16 protein-coding genes are annotated in these 18,722 nt (G+C 38.7%); 12 read left to right on the forward strand and 4 right to left on the reverse strand.

What is annotated here, in order from left to right; all coding sequences use genetic code 11:
* The first annotated feature begins 132 nt into the window (after positions 1-132).
* The 4 genes from ribD to ribE (X953_RS07470) are packed head-to-tail and all read left to right on the forward strand — an operon-like array spanning position 133 to position 3,615.
* Positions 133-1,245, forward strand: coding sequence for a bifunctional diaminohydroxyphosphoribosylaminopyrimidine deaminase/5-amino-6-(5-phosphoribosylamino)uracil reductase RibD (gene ribD, locus X953_RS07455; RefSeq protein WP_156958467.1), 1,113 nt, complete (start codon positions 133-135; stop codon positions 1,243-1,245).
* The gene (gene ribE, locus X953_RS07460) at positions 1,230-1,880 is read left to right on the forward strand and encodes a riboflavin synthase (RefSeq protein WP_040955010.1); all 651 of its coding nucleotides are present in this window, start codon (positions 1,230-1,232) and stop codon (positions 1,878-1,880) included. Before ribD ends, ribE (X953_RS07460) begins: the two co-directional genes overlap by 16 nt.
* Positions 1,881-1,939: 59 nt before the next feature.
* Positions 1,940-3,133: a bifunctional 3,4-dihydroxy-2-butanone-4-phosphate synthase/GTP cyclohydrolase II gene (locus X953_RS07465; RefSeq protein WP_040955011.1), complete on the forward strand. Its 1,194-nt coding sequence runs from the start codon at positions 1,940-1,942 to the stop codon at positions 3,131-3,133.
* A gap of 14 nt (positions 3,134-3,147) precedes the next feature.
* On the forward strand, positions 3,148-3,615 hold the full coding sequence (gene ribE, locus X953_RS07470; RefSeq protein ID WP_040955012.1) for a 6,7-dimethyl-8-ribityllumazine synthase: 468 nt from the start codon (positions 3,148-3,150) through the stop codon (positions 3,613-3,615).
* A gap of 73 nt (positions 3,616-3,688) precedes the next feature.
* On the opposite strand, the gene X953_RS07475 is transcribed toward ribE (X953_RS07470), so the two are convergent.
* On the reverse strand, positions 3,689-4,141 hold the full coding sequence (locus X953_RS07475) for a YndM family protein (RefSeq protein WP_040955013.1): 453 nt from the start codon (positions 4,139-4,141) through the stop codon (positions 3,689-3,691).
* Positions 4,142-4,404: 263 nt separating this feature from the next.
* Between X953_RS07475 and X953_RS07480 the strand changes: the two genes are divergently transcribed.
* Positions 4,405-5,223: a ZIP family metal transporter gene (locus X953_RS07480; RefSeq protein ID WP_040955014.1), complete on the forward strand. Its 819-nt coding sequence runs from the start codon at positions 4,405-4,407 to the stop codon at positions 5,221-5,223.
* A gap of 208 nt (positions 5,224-5,431) precedes the next feature.
* On the opposite strand, the gene X953_RS07485 is transcribed toward X953_RS07480, so the two are convergent.
* The gene (locus X953_RS07485) at positions 5,432-5,848 is read right to left on the reverse strand and encodes a disulfide oxidoreductase (RefSeq protein ID WP_040955015.1); all 417 of its coding nucleotides are present in this window, start codon (positions 5,846-5,848) and stop codon (positions 5,432-5,434) included.
* 3 nt (positions 5,849-5,851) lie between these two features.
* Positions 5,852-6,523 carry a DsbA family protein gene (locus tag X953_RS07490; protein WP_040955016.1) on the reverse strand — a complete coding sequence of 224 codons (672 nt, stop codon included), beginning with the start codon at positions 6,521-6,523 and terminating at the stop codon, positions 5,852-5,854.
* Between the two features lie 188 nt (positions 6,524-6,711).
* Between X953_RS07490 and X953_RS07495 the strand changes: the two genes are divergently transcribed.
* Positions 6,712-7,032: a metalloregulator ArsR/SmtB family transcription factor gene (locus X953_RS07495; protein WP_040955017.1), complete on the forward strand. Its 321-nt coding sequence runs from the start codon at positions 6,712-6,714 to the stop codon at positions 7,030-7,032.
* Between the two features lie 84 nt (positions 7,033-7,116).
* Positions 7,117-9,615, forward strand: coding sequence for a heavy metal translocating P-type ATPase (locus tag X953_RS07500; RefSeq protein ID WP_198023342.1), 2,499 nt, complete (start codon positions 7,117-7,119; stop codon positions 9,613-9,615).
* 501 nt (positions 9,616-10,116) lie between these two features.
* Here the strand turns inward: X953_RS07500 and X953_RS07505 are convergent.
* Entirely contained in the window at positions 10,117-11,325 is a 1,209-nt protein-coding gene (locus X953_RS07505) for a dicarboxylate/amino acid:cation symporter (protein ID WP_040955018.1), read from the reverse strand.
* A gap of 244 nt (positions 11,326-11,569) precedes the next feature.
* On the opposite strand from X953_RS07505, the gene X953_RS07510 reads away from it, so the two are divergent.
* From X953_RS07510 to X953_RS07530, 5 genes are all read left to right on the forward strand, one after another.
* Positions 11,570-12,478: a F510_1955 family glycosylhydrolase gene (locus tag X953_RS07510; protein ID WP_040955019.1), complete on the forward strand. Its 909-nt coding sequence runs from the start codon at positions 11,570-11,572 to the stop codon at positions 12,476-12,478.
* Positions 12,479-12,596: 118 nt separating this feature from the next.
* Positions 12,597-13,988 (forward strand): HAMP domain-containing sensor histidine kinase, encoded by a 1,392-nt coding sequence (locus X953_RS07515; RefSeq protein ID WP_040955020.1) that lies wholly within the window; start codon positions 12,597-12,599, stop codon positions 13,986-13,988.
* The gene (locus X953_RS07520; RefSeq protein ID WP_040955021.1) at positions 13,981-14,658 is read left to right on the forward strand and encodes a response regulator transcription factor; all 678 of its coding nucleotides are present in this window, start codon (positions 13,981-13,983) and stop codon (positions 14,656-14,658) included. Before X953_RS07515 ends, X953_RS07520 begins: the two co-directional genes overlap by 8 nt.
* 32 nt (positions 14,659-14,690) lie before the next feature.
* Complete coding sequence (locus X953_RS07525) at positions 14,691-16,790, forward strand: heavy metal translocating P-type ATPase (RefSeq protein WP_040955022.1); 2,100 nt, start codon at positions 14,691-14,693, stop codon at positions 16,788-16,790.
* A 212-nt stretch (positions 16,791-17,002) separates the two neighbouring features.
* Positions 17,003-18,583: a peptide chain release factor 3 gene (locus X953_RS07530; RefSeq protein ID WP_040955023.1), complete on the forward strand. Its 1,581-nt coding sequence runs from the start codon at positions 17,003-17,005 to the stop codon at positions 18,581-18,583.
* Positions 18,584-18,722 lie beyond the last annotated feature (139 nt).

Below are 18,722 nucleotides of genomic sequence, written 5' to 3' on the forward strand. Positions count from 1 at the left end.
TTTCAATGGTTAATTTCTAAATGCTTGTTATTCGTCATGTTATAGCCCCGTACTGCCATTATTGGTATACGGGGCTTGTTGTATTTATGTTAATTTAACTGGAGAAATAAAATAGGGGAAGGAGTGCTAACTTTGCTGGAAGAAGACTATATGAAACTGGCACTTTCGCTGGCCATAGCTGCCAAAGGGCAAACAAGTCCAAACCCACTCGTTGGAGCTGTTATTGTAAAGGATGGTTCTATTGTTGGCACAGGTACACATTTAAAAGCCGGGACCCCACATGCAGAAATTCATGCCATTCAAGCTGCCGGTGAGCAAGCTTTCGGTGCTGACATATATGTAACGCTCGAGCCATGTAGTCATTTTGGTCGAACAGCTCCTTGCGCAGATGCAATTATTCAAGCAGGAATAAGACGTGTGATCATCGCTTCCCTGGATCCCAATCCTCTTGTTGCAGGTAAGGGTATAAAGAAGCTTAAAGAGGCTGGTATCGAAGTGCATACAGGCCTTTTAAAAAAGGAAGCGGAAGAACTTAATGAACCTTTTTTTCACTTTATTAAAAAGCAACAGCCTTTTGTAACAATTAAAGCAGCAACATCCTTAGACGGAAAAATTGCTGCATCAACTGGTGATAGCAAATGGATTACCTCTCCAGAATCCAGGCGCGACGTTCATCAACTACGACATGAACATGACGCTATATTAGTAGGCATACATACCATCATTCAAGATAACCCTCGTTTAACCACCAGATTGCCCCAAGGTGGAAAAAATCCCATTCGAATTATATTAGATACGCATTTACGTATCTCCTTAGAAGCAAATGTTCTTACAGATCAAGCTGTAAAGACGATTATTTATACTGGAAACGAAGCAGACCCAGACAAAGTGAGAAAAATCAGTAATGAATTTGTAGAAGTTGTTCCATTGCTTTCCCATGATATTTCTATTGATGAAGTATTAGCAGATCTGGGTAATAGAAATGTCATGACTGTACTAGTAGAAGGCGGCTCTGAAATACATGCCTCTTTTGTTGAAGATAGTGCATTTCAACAACTTATTTTATACATGGCACCAAAAATAATTGGTGGGAAACATGCTGTGCCATTTATCGGAGGTAACGGAGCGCCGCTTGTTGAGCAGGCAAAAGAACTTGAGTTTATAGAAATGAAACAAATAGGTACTGATGTAAAAATAACAGCAAGACCACGGAGGAAGGGATGTACGCCATGTTCACAGGAATAATTGAGGAATTAGGTAGTGTAAAAAAAATAACGCAGCAGGGAAAAACGATGGAAATTTCGATTCAAGCCACCAAAATAATGCCAGGATTGAAGCATGGTGAAAGTATTGCTGTAAATGGTGTATGTCTCACTGTCACTAGATTTACTGCAACGGATTTTACTGTTGATGTCATGCCTGAAACCTTCCACAGTACATCTTTAGTAGCACTGACAGAGCGTACAGAAGTAAATCTGGAAAGAGCAATGCCTGCAACTGGAAGATTTGATGGTCACTTTGTAACAGGACATGTAGATGGCATAGGAGAAATTTTGAAGAAAGAACATAATGAGAACGCCATTTACTTTCACATTTCTGTATCGCCGGATTTATCTAAGTATATAGTCATGAAGGGCTCCGTAGCTATAGATGGCATTTCTTTAACTGTCTTTGGGATAGAAGCAGATACGCTTATCGTTTCGATCATCCCACATACTGCAAGAGAGACAGTGCTTGGACAAAAGGCTACAGGTGATTCGGTTAATCTGGAAACAGACATGCTGGCAAAGTACTTGTATTACTTTGTACATGAACACAGAGCAGGAGAACAATTGGAAAGTAAAATAACTGAACAATTTTTACAACGTAATGGATTCTAAGAACCATAGATTGTAAGTGATTAAACATTAGTATTCAAACATAGGAAGAGGGTAAGCGGATGTTCAGTCAAATAAATGATGCTTTGGAGGATTTAAAGTCAGGAAAAATGATTATTGTCTGTGATGATGAAGACCGTGAAAATGAAGGTGACTTCCTGGCGATTGCCGAATATGCTACACCGGAAACAATCAATTTTATGGCTAAAGAAGGAAGGGGACTAATTTGTACCCCAATTGCAGAAGAGATCAGCGAGAAGCTTGCACTTACCCCGATGACTAACCGTAACACGGACAGTCACGAAACTGCCTTTACCACAAGTATTGACCATAAACAGACAACGACTGGTATTAGTGCGTTTGAACGAGCAAAAACGATACAGGAAATGGTGAAACAAGAGACAAAGCCGACTGACTTTTCTAGTCCGGGTCATGTATTTCCTCTGGTGGCCAAGCCTGGAGGTGTACTGAGAAGGGCTGGCCACACAGAGGCGGCGGTTGATTTAGCTGTACTAGCAGGCGCTGCTCCAGCGGGGGTAATATGTGAAATTATGAATGAAGACGGAACGATGGCTAGAGTAGGAGATCTTGAAAAAGTTGCCAAAAAGTTTGGTCTCAAAATGATTACAATTAAACAATTAATAGAATATCGCTTGCAGCATGAATCTTTAGTGAAAAGTGAGGTTGAGATTGAACTGCCGACGGAGTTTGGAGATTTTCGGGCTATTGGTTATTCTAATACAATAGATGGAAAAGAGCACATTGCACTTGTAAAAGGGGATCTAACAGGAGAGGAACCAATTTTACTTCGCGTTCATTCTGAATGCCTTACTGGCGATGTGTTCACATCAAATCGCTGTGATTGCGGTCCACAGCTCCACAGGGCGCTTATGAAAATTGAGGAAGAAGGTAGGGGGGTTTTGCTTTATATGCGTCAAGAAGGCCGTGGTATTGGATTAATCAATAAATTAAAGGCATATAAACTGCAAGAGGAAGGCTATGATACGGTGGAAGCCAACCAAAAATTAGGATTTGCTGAAGATCTACGCGATTATGGAATAGGAGCTCAAATTTTGCGGGATTTAGGTGTGACTAAAATGAGGTTACTAACAAATAACCCACGTAAAATAGCAGGGTTGAGTGGTCATGGTCTGCAACTGGTAGAACGGGTGCCTTTACAAATGCCTGTAAAAATAGAAAATGAAGTATACTTACAAACAAAAAAAACAAAACTTGGACATTTATTAACATACTAAAGGAGAGAGTTAGAATGAAAAATGTAATTGAAGGTAACCTGGTTGGTACAGATCTAAAGCTTGGTATAGTAGTTTCCCGCTTTAATGATTTTATTACTGGAAGACTGCTGGATGGTGCAATCGATGCATCAAAACGCCATGGAGTGGAAGAAAATAATATTACCGTTGTCTGGGTTCCGGGAGCTTTTGAACTTCCACTTGCTGCAAAGAAGCTTGCTGGGTCTGAGAGGTACGATGCAATAATTACTCTGGGGACAGTTATTCGCGGTGCTACATCTCATTTTGATTATGTGAGTGGAGAAGCAGCGAAAGGAATTGCGAATGCTGGTATGCAAAGCGAAGTTCCAGTCATTTTTGGAGTGCTGACCACAGACACAATTGAACAAGCAATTGAACGGGCAGGCACCAAAGCAGGAAATAAAGGTGCAGACGCTGCTGTTACGGCAATTGAAATGGCAAACCTGTATAAACAGTTGAAATAGAGGTAATTAAATAACTTCTGATTATGTAAGGGGCACAGATCAGTGCCCCTTATTTTTAGTATGAAGCGCTACTTTATTTCTCTCTATCTTCCGGGATACCTTTATTCAATTCCTCGCTATATTCGGCCTGAAGTTTCTGGTGAATAAGTTCTTTTTCTTCATCAGATCGAATAGCATGGCCATCTAACACATTTTCAGCCATGTATTTATGGAAGAAGTACTCTCCAACTGCGAGAAATGCAGAGGATACAAGTGAAGCGGTCGCCAGAGGGACTTCCGTTTCAAACAGAAAAGAACCTAATAAATATATGGCTACAAATGCAAGAGTGAAATCAGATAAAGTTGCTCCCCAATTTTCAAACCTTGGTAATAAATAAACATCTCCAGCTATATAAGAAACAACCGTAAGCAGGACACTTAGAATTAAGATATTGGCAAAGGAAACACCAAAAAATAAACCCAATACAAGCCCTAATACCGCGAAACACATAATAAACTTTATAAGTACTGCTTTCCAATGTTGCATTCTATCACCTCCAATTTATGAATAGAGTGCCCCATTTTATCAACAATTATTATTTTTTACATACATAAACCTTAATGTATGAGCCAATTATGATACTCGGTGTGAAGTGTGACAACCAATAAGGCATAATGTTTGCCACATGCAAAATGATTAACTATAATCACAACTAGATTTAAAAAATATGGTTTACATAACTTAAAATGGGAATATAGATGAAGTAAACTATTTAAATTGGTAATCTTACACAAAGGAGCATATGCATTATGGTTGATCACTTTTTAAATTTGAACCCTATAGCTCAAGCAGCCTTAGCAACCTTATTTACATGGGGAATGACAGCGTTGGGAGCAGCTCTTGTTTTTGCGACAAAGGGCTTTAATCAACGGTTTATGGACAGCATGTTAGGTTTTGCGGGCGGTGTTATGATAGCTGCAAGTTTCTGGTCATTGCTTTCTCCTGCACTGGATATGGCGGAAGGAGGGCCGGTTCCAGTCTGGGTCCCGGCAGCGGTAGGTTTTATGCTTGGAGGAATATTCCTGTGGATATCTGATAAAATACTACCACATCTTCATCCAACTTCTTCATCCATGAATGAAGCAGAAGGGATAAACCCAGAAAGCAAAAAAAGAAGTACATTACTTGTATTTGCAATTACGTTACACAATATTCCTGAAGGTCTAGCTGTAGGTGTGGCGTTTGGTGCAATTGCAGCTGATCTGCCTTCCGCTTCTTTAGCTGGTGCCATAGCACTTGCTGTCGGTATAGGTATTCAGAACTTTCCTGAGGGTTTAGCAGTTTCTATGCCTCTAAGAAGGGAAGGAATGTCCCGTGGGAAGAGTTTTATGTATGGGCAGGCTTCAGGAATGGTGGAGCCAATTGCCGGGATAATCGGCGCAGTAGCTGTAACTGTGGTGCAACCATTATTGCCCTATGCTCTTAGCTTCGCAGCAGGCGCAATGATCTTTGTAGTTGCAGAAGAAGTTATCCCCGGTTCCCAGGAAAATGGAAATAAAGACCTTGCTTCCATGAGTTTAATGATTGGTTTTACCATTATGATGATCTTGGATGTGGCTTTAGGTTAGGTTAACAATATGGCGAAAAGAGAATGTCTCTTTCGCCTTTTTTTATTTGATAAACTTACATAAGCTAGAAAAGATAAGTAATTTACACAATTAACATGAGATACGTCTACAAAACTTTAAATTATATTGGAAAGTGTAATACCCGTAGATGAATAATTTCTATAAAAGGAAAAAGAGCCATCCTAAAAGGATGGCTCTAGTAATTAACTTATTTTTTTCTTAACAAAAACATAAAAATACTAATCAATGTAAAAGCAATGAGCGCAAGGAAAGGAATCGTAATAAAACCAAGCCAATTGATATACGCTGCATCACAAGGTACTCCATCAGCACACGCTTTTAGTTTTGCAAAACCAGGTACCTTCTGCTCTAAATAATGGAAGAGAGAGATACACCAGCCGATTAAACTAAGAGGCAGTACATATTTTTTCACTTGCGCATCGTTAGTAAATGTAGCAACACCAAGAATCAATGCTAATGGGTACATTATAATTCGTTGATACCAGCAAAGTTCACATGGAATATAGTGAAGAATTTCGCTGAAATACAAACTTCCGAGTGTTGCTATAACAGAAACCAGCCAAGCAAAATAGAGATAAAGTTGTTTCCTGGACTTATTTGTCATTTATTAGTTTCCTTCCAGCTCTTGCTCAATTGCTGCTTGAATAGCTGCATAGTCAAAAGGATCCTCAATCATTTTATCATTAACCATGATCGACGGAGTTAACTCCACATTGTGCTCAGTTACTAACTGTGTATCTTTATTTACAGCATCCAAATGCGTGTTATTTTCTACATCCTTTTTCAGTTGCTCTGCATCAATTTCATCCATATTATCAGCTAGCTTCATAATTGTATCCATCGTTAACCATTTTGCATCATGATCGTCTGCTGGTTGTTGTGCGAATAACTGTTTATGAAAGTCCCAATATGCACCAGAGTTTTGTGACCATACAGCTTCTGCTGCAAGGGAGCCAAGTTTGGATTCTTCCCCGTGGAATAGAACATTAATGTAAGCAAATTTAGCTTTTCCAGTATCAATATAATCCTGTTTTATTTGAGGAAAATATTGCTCACCCCAAGCTTTGCATGCTGGGCATTTAAAATCTCCAAATTCCACAATAGTTAAAGGAGCATCTTCTTCTCCCATGACTGGTTGTCCCTCAATGGAAGGTTGGTTTCCGGTTGCTGTGTCATTTTCTTCCCCATTGTTGGTAAGCACCACAATAGCAACAATTAACGCAATAATTACCAAGGTAATAATTACGGTGATTTTAATAGGAGAACTTTTACCATTCATTAAAACACCTCTTTATTTTTTTATGTAATGTTATAGTACCATTAATTAATCTTAAAGTTGAACAATATCTTACTTGTTCAAATAATAGTCATAAAAGTTTCTGCTCTTACATTGACACACATATTCGTTATTGGTAATATGATGAATGTACAACATATTAGTATAAACGAATATGTGAGGTGACAGAATTGATAACTTCTAATTTAGATTTGAAGGTTAAATTTTTACATGGCTTTTCTCATCGTACTCGAATTCAAATACTTGAAGCTATAAAGCATAATGAAAAAACGGTCTCAGAAATTATTCAAACTGTTAATGCAAGTCAGTCCAACATTTCTCAGCATCTTGCTTGTTTAAAGGGATGTGGGATGGTTGTTGGAAGACAAGAAGGAAAATATATTTATTACAGTTTAAGAGACCAAAAGGTCAGAGACTTATTAACAATGTTTGATGAAGTACTGGAAGATGTAGAAGAAGAAGTAGCCTGTTGTGAAAAAGAAGCGGAGTAGGAGGAGATTAAATTGAGTAACTCTTGTTGTGGTTCAACAAAAACGAACCAATCAACTAGTTCCTGCTGTTCTCAAACGTCAGGGATGGAGCAAAAAAATGATCAAGATACGTTAACGGTGTCTAACGAAGTATGTTGCAATGCAGAGGAGGATAATTCCGAGTCAGAGTCCGAGTCGAGTTGCTGTTCAGGTGGTGTGGTTTCTCAAGCGGAATCAAATTGCTGTTCCAGTAACTCGAAATCAAAAGAAGATGAATCTGTGGTGGACAATGCTGTGAAACATACCTTTGTTATTGAAGGGATGGATTGTCCTTCATGTGCAGCTTCAATTGAAAAAGCTATTAAAAAAATTGATGGAATTGAAATGGCTAAGTTAAACTATAGTACTGCCAAGCTTGTGACGGCAGGTACGGATGAAGCTTTGGACTCTGTACAAGCGGAAGTCAATAAATTAGGTTTTACCGCGACCCCACAGGATAATGGAACGTCTACTTCCATATATGAAATCGAGGGAATGGATTGTGGGAATTGTGCCAAGAGCATTGAATCACACATGCGCCGCCTCCAAGGTGTCGATGGCGTGTCAGTTAGCTTTACTACGGGAAAGATGAAGCTTTCACATACTAACAAAGACAGTGAGATGATGAAAGAAGTAGAAAAGCTGGGATATAAAGCTATATTAGTAAATGAAGCATTAACTAAGACTTCTTCTTCTCAACAAAAAAATAAACAAATGAACTCAATTTACTTTTCTGGTAGTTTAATTGCTATTGCCTTTTTCGGGTCAATTTATAGTCTTCCCAACCTTATAGGCATCTTATTGTACGCAACAGCTATTGTGATTAGTGGGTATAAACCAATAAAAGCTGCTTTTTATTCATTGAAAAACCGTTCACTCGATATGAATGTGCTTATGTCCGCTGCGGCAATTGGGGCAGCTATAATCGGTGAATGGTTTGAAGGAGCAACGGTTGTTTGGCTATTCGCTCTTGGTAATGTACTGCAAAACAACTCAATGGAACAAACAAGAAAGTCAATTCGTGGGCTTATGGATTTAGCACCTGCAGAAGCTTGGTTAAAAACAAGCAATGGAATGAGTAGGATACCAGCAGGGCAAGTGAGCCTAGAAGAAATCATTATTATCAAGCCAGGTGAACGGATACCGTTAGATGGAAAGATTGTTGAAGGAAGCTCCAGTATTAACCAGGCACCTATTACTGGAGAATCGATACCGGTTGATAAAACTTCCGGTGATCAAGTATATGCAGGTACTATTAATGAACACGGATCCTTAGAAGTAAAAGTGACAAAACTGGTAGAAGATACGACAATAGCTAAGATCATTCATTTGGTAGAAGAAGCACAAGATCAAAGAGCCCCAGCTCAGGCATTTATTGATAAATTCGCAAGTATTTATACTCCAATTGTATTCGTACTTGCCTTTGGAATTATGATTATACCACCATTGCTTGGATTTGGTGGATGGAATGAGTGGATCTATAAAGGTCTTGCATTGCTCATCGTTGCCTGTCCATGCGCGCTCGTCATATCTACTCCTGTAGCAATTGTTTCTGCGATAGGGAATGCCGCCAAACAAGGTGTCTTGATTAAAGGTGGAACATTTTTAGAAAAAGCTGGAGAAATAGATGCAATTGCTTTTGATAAAACAGGTACACTAACAGAAGGGAAGCCAACTGTTTCAGAGGTTCAGACGTTTGATGGATCTAAACAGCAACTCATTGCCATTGCGAGGACGCTGGAAGAATACTCTACTCACCCAATTGCTCATACGATTGTGGACTATGCTAAAAGTCAAGATATTAAAACTGTGGAAGCCTCCAACTATACTAATATTGCAGGTAAGGGCGTGCAGGCAATAATAGATGATGACACGTATTATGCGGGCAACCCTAAGCTATTCAAAGAATTAGGAGTAGATGCAGAGCTTGCTTCTGAAGCCATTAAAGCAGCTATAGATCATGGTAAAACTGTTGTACTAATTGGAACGAAGCAAACAATCTTAGGTATGATCGCAGTAAGTGATTCGCTTCGTCCAACAACAGTGAATGCTTTGCAACAGTTAGATGATATAGGTGTGAAGCAAATTGTGATGCTTACCGGGGATAATGAAGGAACTGCAAAAATGATATCCACAGAGACGAAGGTAAATCGGTATTTTGCTGAATTAATGCCGGAAGATAAAGTCGAGGCAATTAAAAAGTTGCAACAAGAAGGTCATAAGGTTGCCATGGTTGGAGATGGTATAAATGATGCTCCTGCCCTTGCCACTTCCGAGCTGGGAATAGCTATGGGTGGTGCAGGGACAGATACCGCAATGGAGACCGCGGATATCGTTCTAATGGCAGATAACCTGGAGAAACTGCCACATACAATTCGACTAAGTAGAAAAGCCTTATCTATTATCAAACAAAATATTGCCTTTTCTCTACTTATCAAACTAGCGGCTCTTATCCTGATCTTTCCAGGTTGGCTAACCCTATGGATGGCTGTGCTAAGTGACACAGGAGCTGCAGTACTTGTCATCTTGAATGCATTAAGACTTCTACGCGTCCGTTCAGAATAAAAGGGAATGCACTAGTGTTGTGCTAGCTAATTCAGTGATAAAATTATTAAAGGGTTATAGTATACTAAACAATAATAAAAGCAGCTCTGCATCTTGTATGCAGAGCTGCTTTTACTAGTTCTAATATATATATGTTGGGGTTATTCAATGATTCGGAAAATATATAAACTATGAAGTAACTTGGTATAACTACAAACTTCTATTTTGGAAAAAGTTAATATAGCTAGCCCCTAAATATCTAAGACATATTTCTTTCGCTCCGCTGCCGATTAATTTTTTCTCCGGCGGATAGTATCGCTCTGCTGCTGATTATTTTCTTCTCTGGTGGATTATCCCCCCTCCTGCTGATTAATCTCTTCTCCGGCAGATTACTTCTCTCTGCTGCCGTTAGTTTTTTCACTAGTTCGGAGTTCCCTCCAACTATGAAATAACTAAATATGTTTGTACCCTAACATTTAAAGTTAAACCTTTTATTAAAACTATGGAAAGTACATAAGAGAATTATATTTCAAGTGTAGCTTCATTTCTTTTATCTTCCGATTGTTGGACTACACGAGCAGCAGAGGCGTCACCAGTAATATTTACTGCAGTACGGAACATATCCATAAATCGATCCACACCAGCAATTAAGGCGATGGCCTCTAAAGGAAGATTTACTGCCGTAAGGACTAGTGTCAGCATAACTAACCCTGCTCCAGGTACCCCAGCAGCTCCAATAGAACCTAATGTCGCAATCAATACAATGGTTAATATTTGAATAAAAGATAATTCGATGCCATAAGCTTGAGCTGTAAACAGGGCCGCTATACTTAAATAAAGTGAGGTCCCATCCATATTTATTGTAGCACCTAGTGGCAAAACAAAACTGGACACTCTCTGAGAAACTCCTAAATTATCTTCCGTACATTTTATAGTAACAGGCAATGTACCTGAACTACTCTGCGTACTAAAAGCGACCAGTGTGGCTGGGGCAATTCCTTTGAAAAATTTCAGCGGACTTATATTTCCGAAGCTTTTAATAGCAAACGAATAGGTTACGATTGTGTGAACGATACAGGCGAATGCTACAACTGCTACTAGCTTGATTAGAGGCATCAATACGGATAAACCATATTGTCCTATAATAGGAGCTAGTAAGCCAAAGACTCCCAGTGGGATAAGTTTCATAATAACCCAGGTAATCTTATACATAATTTCTGCTAAACCCTCAAAGAAACGATAAACTGGTTGCGCTTTTTCTCCCACCATGGTAATCCCTATGCCAAGAAATATAGCAAAGAATATAATCTGGAGGATGTTTCCACTAGAAAGACTTTCAATTGGATTGGTTGGAATGATGTTAAGAAATACATTAATTACACCACCAGTTTCGGTAGCTTCCGGAATTTCTCCTGTTGTGGAAATGTCCACCCCTTTTCCAGGTGAAAAGATGAAAGCTGATACTAATCCAATCGTTACTGCAAAAAGTGTTGTTACTATATAATAAAAAATAGTTTTCCCGCCAATTCGGCCAAGTGTTTCCATATTGCCAGTACTTGCTACACCTACAATTAAAGAAGAAACAATTAAAGGGATAATTATAAATTTAATAAGTCTAAGAAATAAATCTCCTAAAGGTTGAACTACTTCCATGTTTTGACCAAAAATAACCCCAAATATGATAGCGCTTACAAATGCGATTAAAATTTGAGGAAGTAAACCAATACGCATATACCTAACCTCCTTCATCCATTTTCTTTCCAAAACAATTTCTAAACAAACGCGCGTTTTTAAATGTGTATGTACTATTTAAAGAAATAAGAACAGAGAAATGGAATTGAGGTGGCTTACTAAATAAGTTTGTTTAAAATTTTTAGGAGTTAGTTTAATAAGTATTGATGCTCCTGCACAAAAACTGGATAAATTTTATATAAAATAGTTCCTAAGATATAAGTAGGGATGGAGGAAGAGGATAATGAAAAAAGTAATATTAATTGGGATACTTAGTTTAGGTTTATTTATAGCCGGGTGCGGCGATTCTGGAAAAGATAATGCTTTTGAAGTTCCTTTCGACGGGAAAATGGAACATGTTCATGGCATAGGATATGCAGGCAAAGATAAAGGACTATATTTTGCTTCCCATACAGGTCTTAAAATGTATAAAGATGGACAATGGCTGAAAACATCTAAAAATCATAATGATTATATGGGTTTTAATGCGGTAGATGATGGTTTTTACACTTCCGGGCACCCCGGTGAGAACACTGACTTACCGAACCCAATTGGAATTCAACGTAGCACCGATGGAGGTAAAAGTCTCAAACAAGTAGATTTTGAAGGTGAAACGGACTTCCACGTTATGGCTGTTGGCTTCTTCAGTCATGATATCTTTTTAATGAATCCAGCTGAAAATTCTAAGCTGGGTCAGGGGTTTTATAGAAGTAATGATAAAGGAGAATCATGGGAGGAAGCAGCTGGATCAGGTTTGGAAGGAGATCTTTTGCACTTGGCCATACATCCATCTGATTCCAACTGGATCGCAGCAGCTACTAGTAATGGAATCTATTTATCGGAAGATGCAGGGGATCGTTTTGAATTAATTAGTGTCGATGGCACTGGTACTTCTGTTTATTTTGATGAAGAAAATCTCTACTTTGCCTCTTTTACTTCAAGACCCGAAATGACAAAGTATCACCTTTCAGACGCTAGCAAAGAAAAAATCGAACTACCCGAACTAAACGAAGATGGACCTGTTTACATTGCTAAAAAACCACAGGATGAGAAAGAGTTTGCTATTTATACTATAAAAGGACAGGCATTTATTTCAAAAGATGGAATGAAAAGTTGGGAGCAGATTTTAGACAATGGGAATGTGATTAAATAAAGAAAGTAATAACAATCATTACAAAGCTTGCAAGCAATGAATTGGTATATTAAAAAGTATTATAGTGAGTACAGTAGTAGTTTGAACTGCCATTTAGTCGTTAAAGAAAGGAATCTACATGTTTAATAAACTATCGTTTAAAATTGGTATATTGTTCTTTGTTTTTTTTCTTATTATAGAAGCGTTTTTATTTTTTACTTTGTATTCGAATCTTGCCAATGATCGAATTGAGGAGGTCATGGAGAATCTTTTGGGGCGCGGGAATACGCATAGGGAAGTGCTTGAAAGGAATTTTCAAACATCGACCATTGAACATGTGGCTATTATGGAATCGGCATCTGACTTCGCAGTGATAATTACCGATGAAGCAGGAGAAGTGCTTGTTTATTCTGATCCTATTAATAAGGAAATGCGCCACATTATCGATCGAGTAAAAGAGGATAAGATCCCCAAGAATGGCAAGATAGTGGAAAAAAGATGGGAAGAAACCGAATTCATTGCAACTGATAGCCCGATTGTAATTGATGGTAAGCATGAAGGAAATGTTTTTATGTTTGCCGATACGGAAAATGTGAAAAAAATAATAGATCAGCTCAGCGACCAATTCTTAATGGTTAGTATTATTACGATATCTCTAACCATTATTGTAATCATGTTTCTGTCAAAGTTTATTGCAATTCCGTTAATTAGGATGAAAGAGGCTACAGAGCAGCTTAGTAAAGGAGATCATAGAGTGGCCTTGCATACGGAACGAACAGATGAACTTGGTGAATTGGCCAATTCAATAACCAAATTATCAAATGACTTGGAGCAAATGAAACTGGCTAGAAATGAATTCCTTGCAAGTGTTTCACATGAGTTACGAACGCCACTCACTTATTTGAAAGGGTATGCAGATATTATCAGTCGGGACGAAACACCAAAAGAAGAGATGAAAGAATATACGAAAATAATTCGTGAAGAAGCAGAACATTTAACTCATCTTATTAAAAACCTGTTTGATCTGGCTGAAATGGATGAAAATAATTTCGCGATAAAACGTGAAGCGATCTCTCTTTATGAATTCACTCGTACAATTGCAGAGCGTGTAAAACCGGCTTTTGAAAAATCAGCTATCCAGTTTTCCTTTTCGTGTGAAAAAGAGCTTATTGCTGATGTTGATCCAGCACGATTACAGCAAGTTATCTTCAATATTCTGGATAATGCGAGAAAACATTCATCCGAAGGGAGCAAGGTAAATTTATCGGTAAGACAAAAAGAGGACGCGATATGGATCATTATTCAAGATGAGGGAGAAGGAATTCCAGCAGAAGATTTGCCATACATATTTGATCGATTATATCGAGTGGAAAAGTCTAGATCTCGGGATAGTGGAGGTACGGGGTTGGGGCTATCCATAGCCAAAGAAATTATCGAATCACATGAAGGCGAAATAGAAGCAAGTAGTGTAGTTGGAAAAGGAACTACAATTCGTATTAGATTAAGAAAAGGTGGAAGAGAGAATGCATAAGGTACTTCTTGTCGATGACGAAAAACGTATGTTGGATCTGCTCGAATTATATTTGCGACCGCATCAGTATCACTGTGTAAAAGTTCAAGACGCAGCTACTGCTATGGAAAATGTTCAGAAAGAAACGTTTGATATTGTTCTACTTGATATCATGATGCCTCAGGTAAATGGATGGGAGCTATGCAAGCAAATGAGAGAATTATCGGATGTTCCAATTATTATGCTTACCGCTCGTGATCAGAAGGAGGATGTAGTTAAGGGGTTGAAATTAGGGGCAGACGACTATATAACCAAACCATTTGACGAACAAGAACTTCTAGCACGAATGGAAGCATTATTGCGTAGGAGTATCTCAGATTCCTCTGTATTAAAGGTTGCTGGACTAATATGGGATGAATCAAAATTTGAACTTACATATGAAAATCAGCATATTAAGCTTACCCCAAAAGAATTCTCTATGTTGGGCCATTTAATGAACCATCCAAATCAGGTTTTTGCCAGAGAACAGTTACTTGACCTTATATGGGGATTGTCTAGTCATACAGAAGGAAGAACGGTTGATTCCCACGTAAGAAATGTACGGGAGAAAATACGTCAGTCAGGATTCCCTATTGATGATTATTTTAAAACAGTATGGGGAGTGGGATATAAATGGGTGAAATACAAATAGCTCGATTTAAATTCCTGTAAGGAGGGAGTATTATGGAAAAAAATAACGAAGAGCATCATTCTGAACATGACAATGAAAATACGGATCAAAAAGGTGGGCATAAACATCATCATGCCCAGCATGAACACGAAGAAAGTCACGAACATAAAACGGAACACCACGACTACGGAGAACATGGGCACCATGGACATGATCATGGCGATATGGTAAGTGATTTTAAAAAACGCTTTTACATTTCTTTGCTAGTTACCATACCGATTCTCCTATTGTCACCAATGATTCAAGGCTTTATTGGTTTAGACTGGCGCTTTCCTTTTGATCAATACGTGTTGTTTATTCTCGCTACCTTTGTATTCTTTTATGGTGGTTGGCCTTTTATAACTGGAGCTATTGGAGAATTAAAGGATAGAAATCCAGGGATGATGACTTTAATTGGACTTGCGATCCTCGTCGCATATGGCTATAGCTCTTTAACAGTGTTTGGTTGGGAAGGAAAGGATTTCTTCTGGGAACTTGCCACGTTAATCGATATTATGCTTCTCGGACATTGGATTGAGATGCGTTCGGTAATGGGGGCTTCTAATGCATTGGAGGAGCTTGTTAAACTGATGCCAAATAAGGCCCATAAATTGGATGAGAATGACGAAGCGGTAGATGTACAGGTTTCTGAACTGAAGAATAAAGACCGGGTACTTGTTAAACCAGGAGAAAAAATACCTGTTGATGGCATTATATTGGATGGAAAAACGGCCATTGATGAGTCTATGCTTACTGGCGAATCTGTACCTGTTGAAAAATATAAAAATGATGAAGTGATTGGAGGCTCTGTTAATAAGGAAGGTTCCATCACAGTACAGGTAGAAAAGACTGGAGAGGAATCTTATCTTTCACAAGTGGTGACCATGGTAAAAGAGGCACAGGATTCCAAATCCAAAACACAGGATTTAACAAACCGAGCCGCTAAGTGGCTATTTTACCTTGCCTTACTAGCAGGATTTGCTACATTGTTTATCTGGCTTGCACTTGGCTATAGCTTCGATGTAGCATTGGAGCGAATGGTTACAGTTATGGTAATAACCTGTCCACATGCACTCGGCCTTGCCGCACCTCTTGTAGTAGCAGTATCTACGTCCATTTCAGCAAAACAAGGACTTTTAATTAGAAATAGAACGAATTTTGAAGGTGCAAGAAATCTCAATGCCGTCGTTTTTGACAAGACAGGTACCTTGACGAAGGGAGAGTTTGGTGTAACCGAAATTGTCCCAGTGGAAGGAAGGAGTAAAGGGGACATATTGATGCTGGCTGCTAGTCTTGAAGCACATTCGGAACATCCGATAGCTTCGGGGATTGAGACACATAGTAAGGAACAAGAAATTACTCTGAAGAAAGTATCAGATTTCACTTCAATAACTGGGAAAGGAATTGAAGGAAAAGTAGACGGAGAGCAAGTTAATGTGGTTAGTCCAGGCTATGTGAAAAGCAATGGACTTGATTATGATACAGATGCATTTAACAAAATGTCCGAGGAAGGAAAGACAGTTGTATTCGTACTCGTAAATGAGCAGTTAATTGGTATGATTGCTCTTGCTGATATAGTGAGAGAAACAGCCAAAGAGGCAATTGCTGCTTTGAAAGAAGATGGAATTCATTCCATCATGCTTACTGGAGATAATCAAAAAGTGGCCAACTGGGTTGCCAAGCAGCTTGAAATTGATGAGGTTTACGCTGAAGTACTTCCTGACGATAAAGCAAATCAAGTTAAAGACATCAGAAATAAAGGCTGGAGAGTCGCTATGACAGGAGATGGTGTTAATGATGCACCTGCACTTGCCACAGCGGATCTTGGAATTGCAATTGGTGCAGGAACAGATGTGGCAATGGAAACGGCTGATGTCGTGCTTGTGAAAAGCAATCCGAAAGATGTCGTTTCTATAATCAATTTATCTAGGAAAACGTATAGAAAAATGGTGCAAAATCTATGGTGGGCTGCAGGCTATAATATTTTTTCCATCCCCTTGGCAGCGGGTGTATTAGCGCCTGTTGGAATTGTACTAAGCCCGGCTGTAGGAGCTGTATTAATGAGTTTGAGTACAGTGATTGTTGCCATTAATGCCAAGCTATTAAAGGCATAGATAGAAACACTTGGGATAACTCCCAAGTGTTTTTTAGAATAAAAAGGTACTCCTACCCAGCAATCTTTGAATTCCCTTTGTTGCAAAGAAACCACACATAGTGCTATATTTTTAACATACTAATTTAACGAAGAAGGAGCATCCCTTTCATGTAAAATCTATTTAAAAACGCATAGTCACAATTCAATATTATTTATGAAAGGGACGTTTATATGTCATTGAAAGATGAAATGAAGAAACGGAGAACATTTGCAATTATCTCTCACCCGGATGCGGGTAAAACTACTATGACGGAAAAATTATTATTGTATGGAAATTTAATCCGTTCTGCTGGAACTGTAAAAGGGAAAAAATCTGGTAAGTTTGCTACCTCAGACTGGATGGAGATTGAGAAACAGAGAGGGATATCTGTTACTTCCAGTGTAATGAATTTTCCTTATCAAGGTCATCAAATTAATATACTCGATACACCTGGCCATGAGGATTTCAGTGAAGACACATACCGTACGCTGACTGCAGTGGATAGCGTGGTTATGATTATTGATTCGACCAAGGGTATTGAGGCTCAGACACTTAAACTATTTAAAGTTTGCCGGATGCGTGGTATTCCCATTTTTACTTTTATTAATAAGTTAGACAGAGAGGGAAAGGACCCATTTGAGTTATTGGACGAAATTGAAGAAGTCTTGGATATTCAAACATGTCCGATGAATTGGCCTGCAGGTATGGGCAAAAGATTTCTTGGAATATTCAATCGCCAAAAAGAAGAGTTTGTAAAGTTTAATGGGGATGAGGACGAAACAATTATTTCTTATGCCCAATTGGAGGAACATGTAGAACTTACGGAAAATGGTGTTTTTCAAGATGCTAGAGAAGAACTTGCCCTTTTAGATGAAGCAGGAGATAATTTCTCATTAGATGATGTCCTTGCCGGAGAACAGACGCCTGTTTTTTTTGGAAGTGCATTAGCTCCATTTGGTGTTGAAACATTTTTTAATACGTTTGTATCTATGGCACCAGCTCCAGGGCCGAGGAAATCAACAGAAGGTGTCGTTAGTCCTGATCACCCCGAATTTTCCGGTTTTATATTCAAGATTCAAGCTAATATGAATCCTGCTCACAGAGATCGTATTGCATTTGTGCGTGTATGTTCCGGGAAATTTGAACGTGGAATGGAAGTAAAGTTATCACGTACAGGGAAGTCAATTAAACTCGCACAGTCACAACAATTTGTTGCCTCCTCCCGAGGGACCGTAGAAGAGGCGTATGCGGGTGACATCATTGGTATTTATGATCCTAATATTTATCGTATTGGTGACACACTTGTTACTGGTAAGGATAAATTTGAATATGATGAGCTGCCACAATTTCCACCAGAATTATTTAAAAAGGTTACTGCTAAAAATGTAATGAAGGCAAAGCAATTTAAAAAAGGTTTGGAGCAGCTGGTTCAGGAAGGTGCAATACAATTATTTAAACGCCACAGAACGGAATCTTATATCCTTGGAGCAGTTGGCGAACTGCAGTATGAAGTATTTCAGTATCGCATGAAGAATGAGTATAACGTAGAAGTAATGCTTGAATCTATCGGGGAACGGATACCGAGATGGTTACAAGTGGACCAGGTTGACGAATCTCTCTTTGATGAGGGTAATTTGCTAGTGCGTGACAGGGAAGAAAATCACTTGGTCTTATTTAGGAATGAATTTGCGCTTAACTGGTTTAAAGAGAAACATCCAGACATGAAGCTGATCGATCTATTTGAAGTAAACAGCTATGATCAGACAATGTAATAGATCCTAAAATTTCTATGCTGCAAATTAATAACGGGCATTTTGACCTAAGTCATGCCGAAATAGTGTCAAAAGTCTTAATTCATGATATGATATATAATAGAAAATCAAAGTATACCGCCCCATGCTGCAACATGGA

The sequence above is a fragment of the Virgibacillus sp. SK37 genome (genome assembly GCF_000725285.1).
Taxonomy (GTDB): Bacteria; Bacillota; Bacilli; order Bacillales; family Amphibacillaceae; genus Virgibacillus_Q.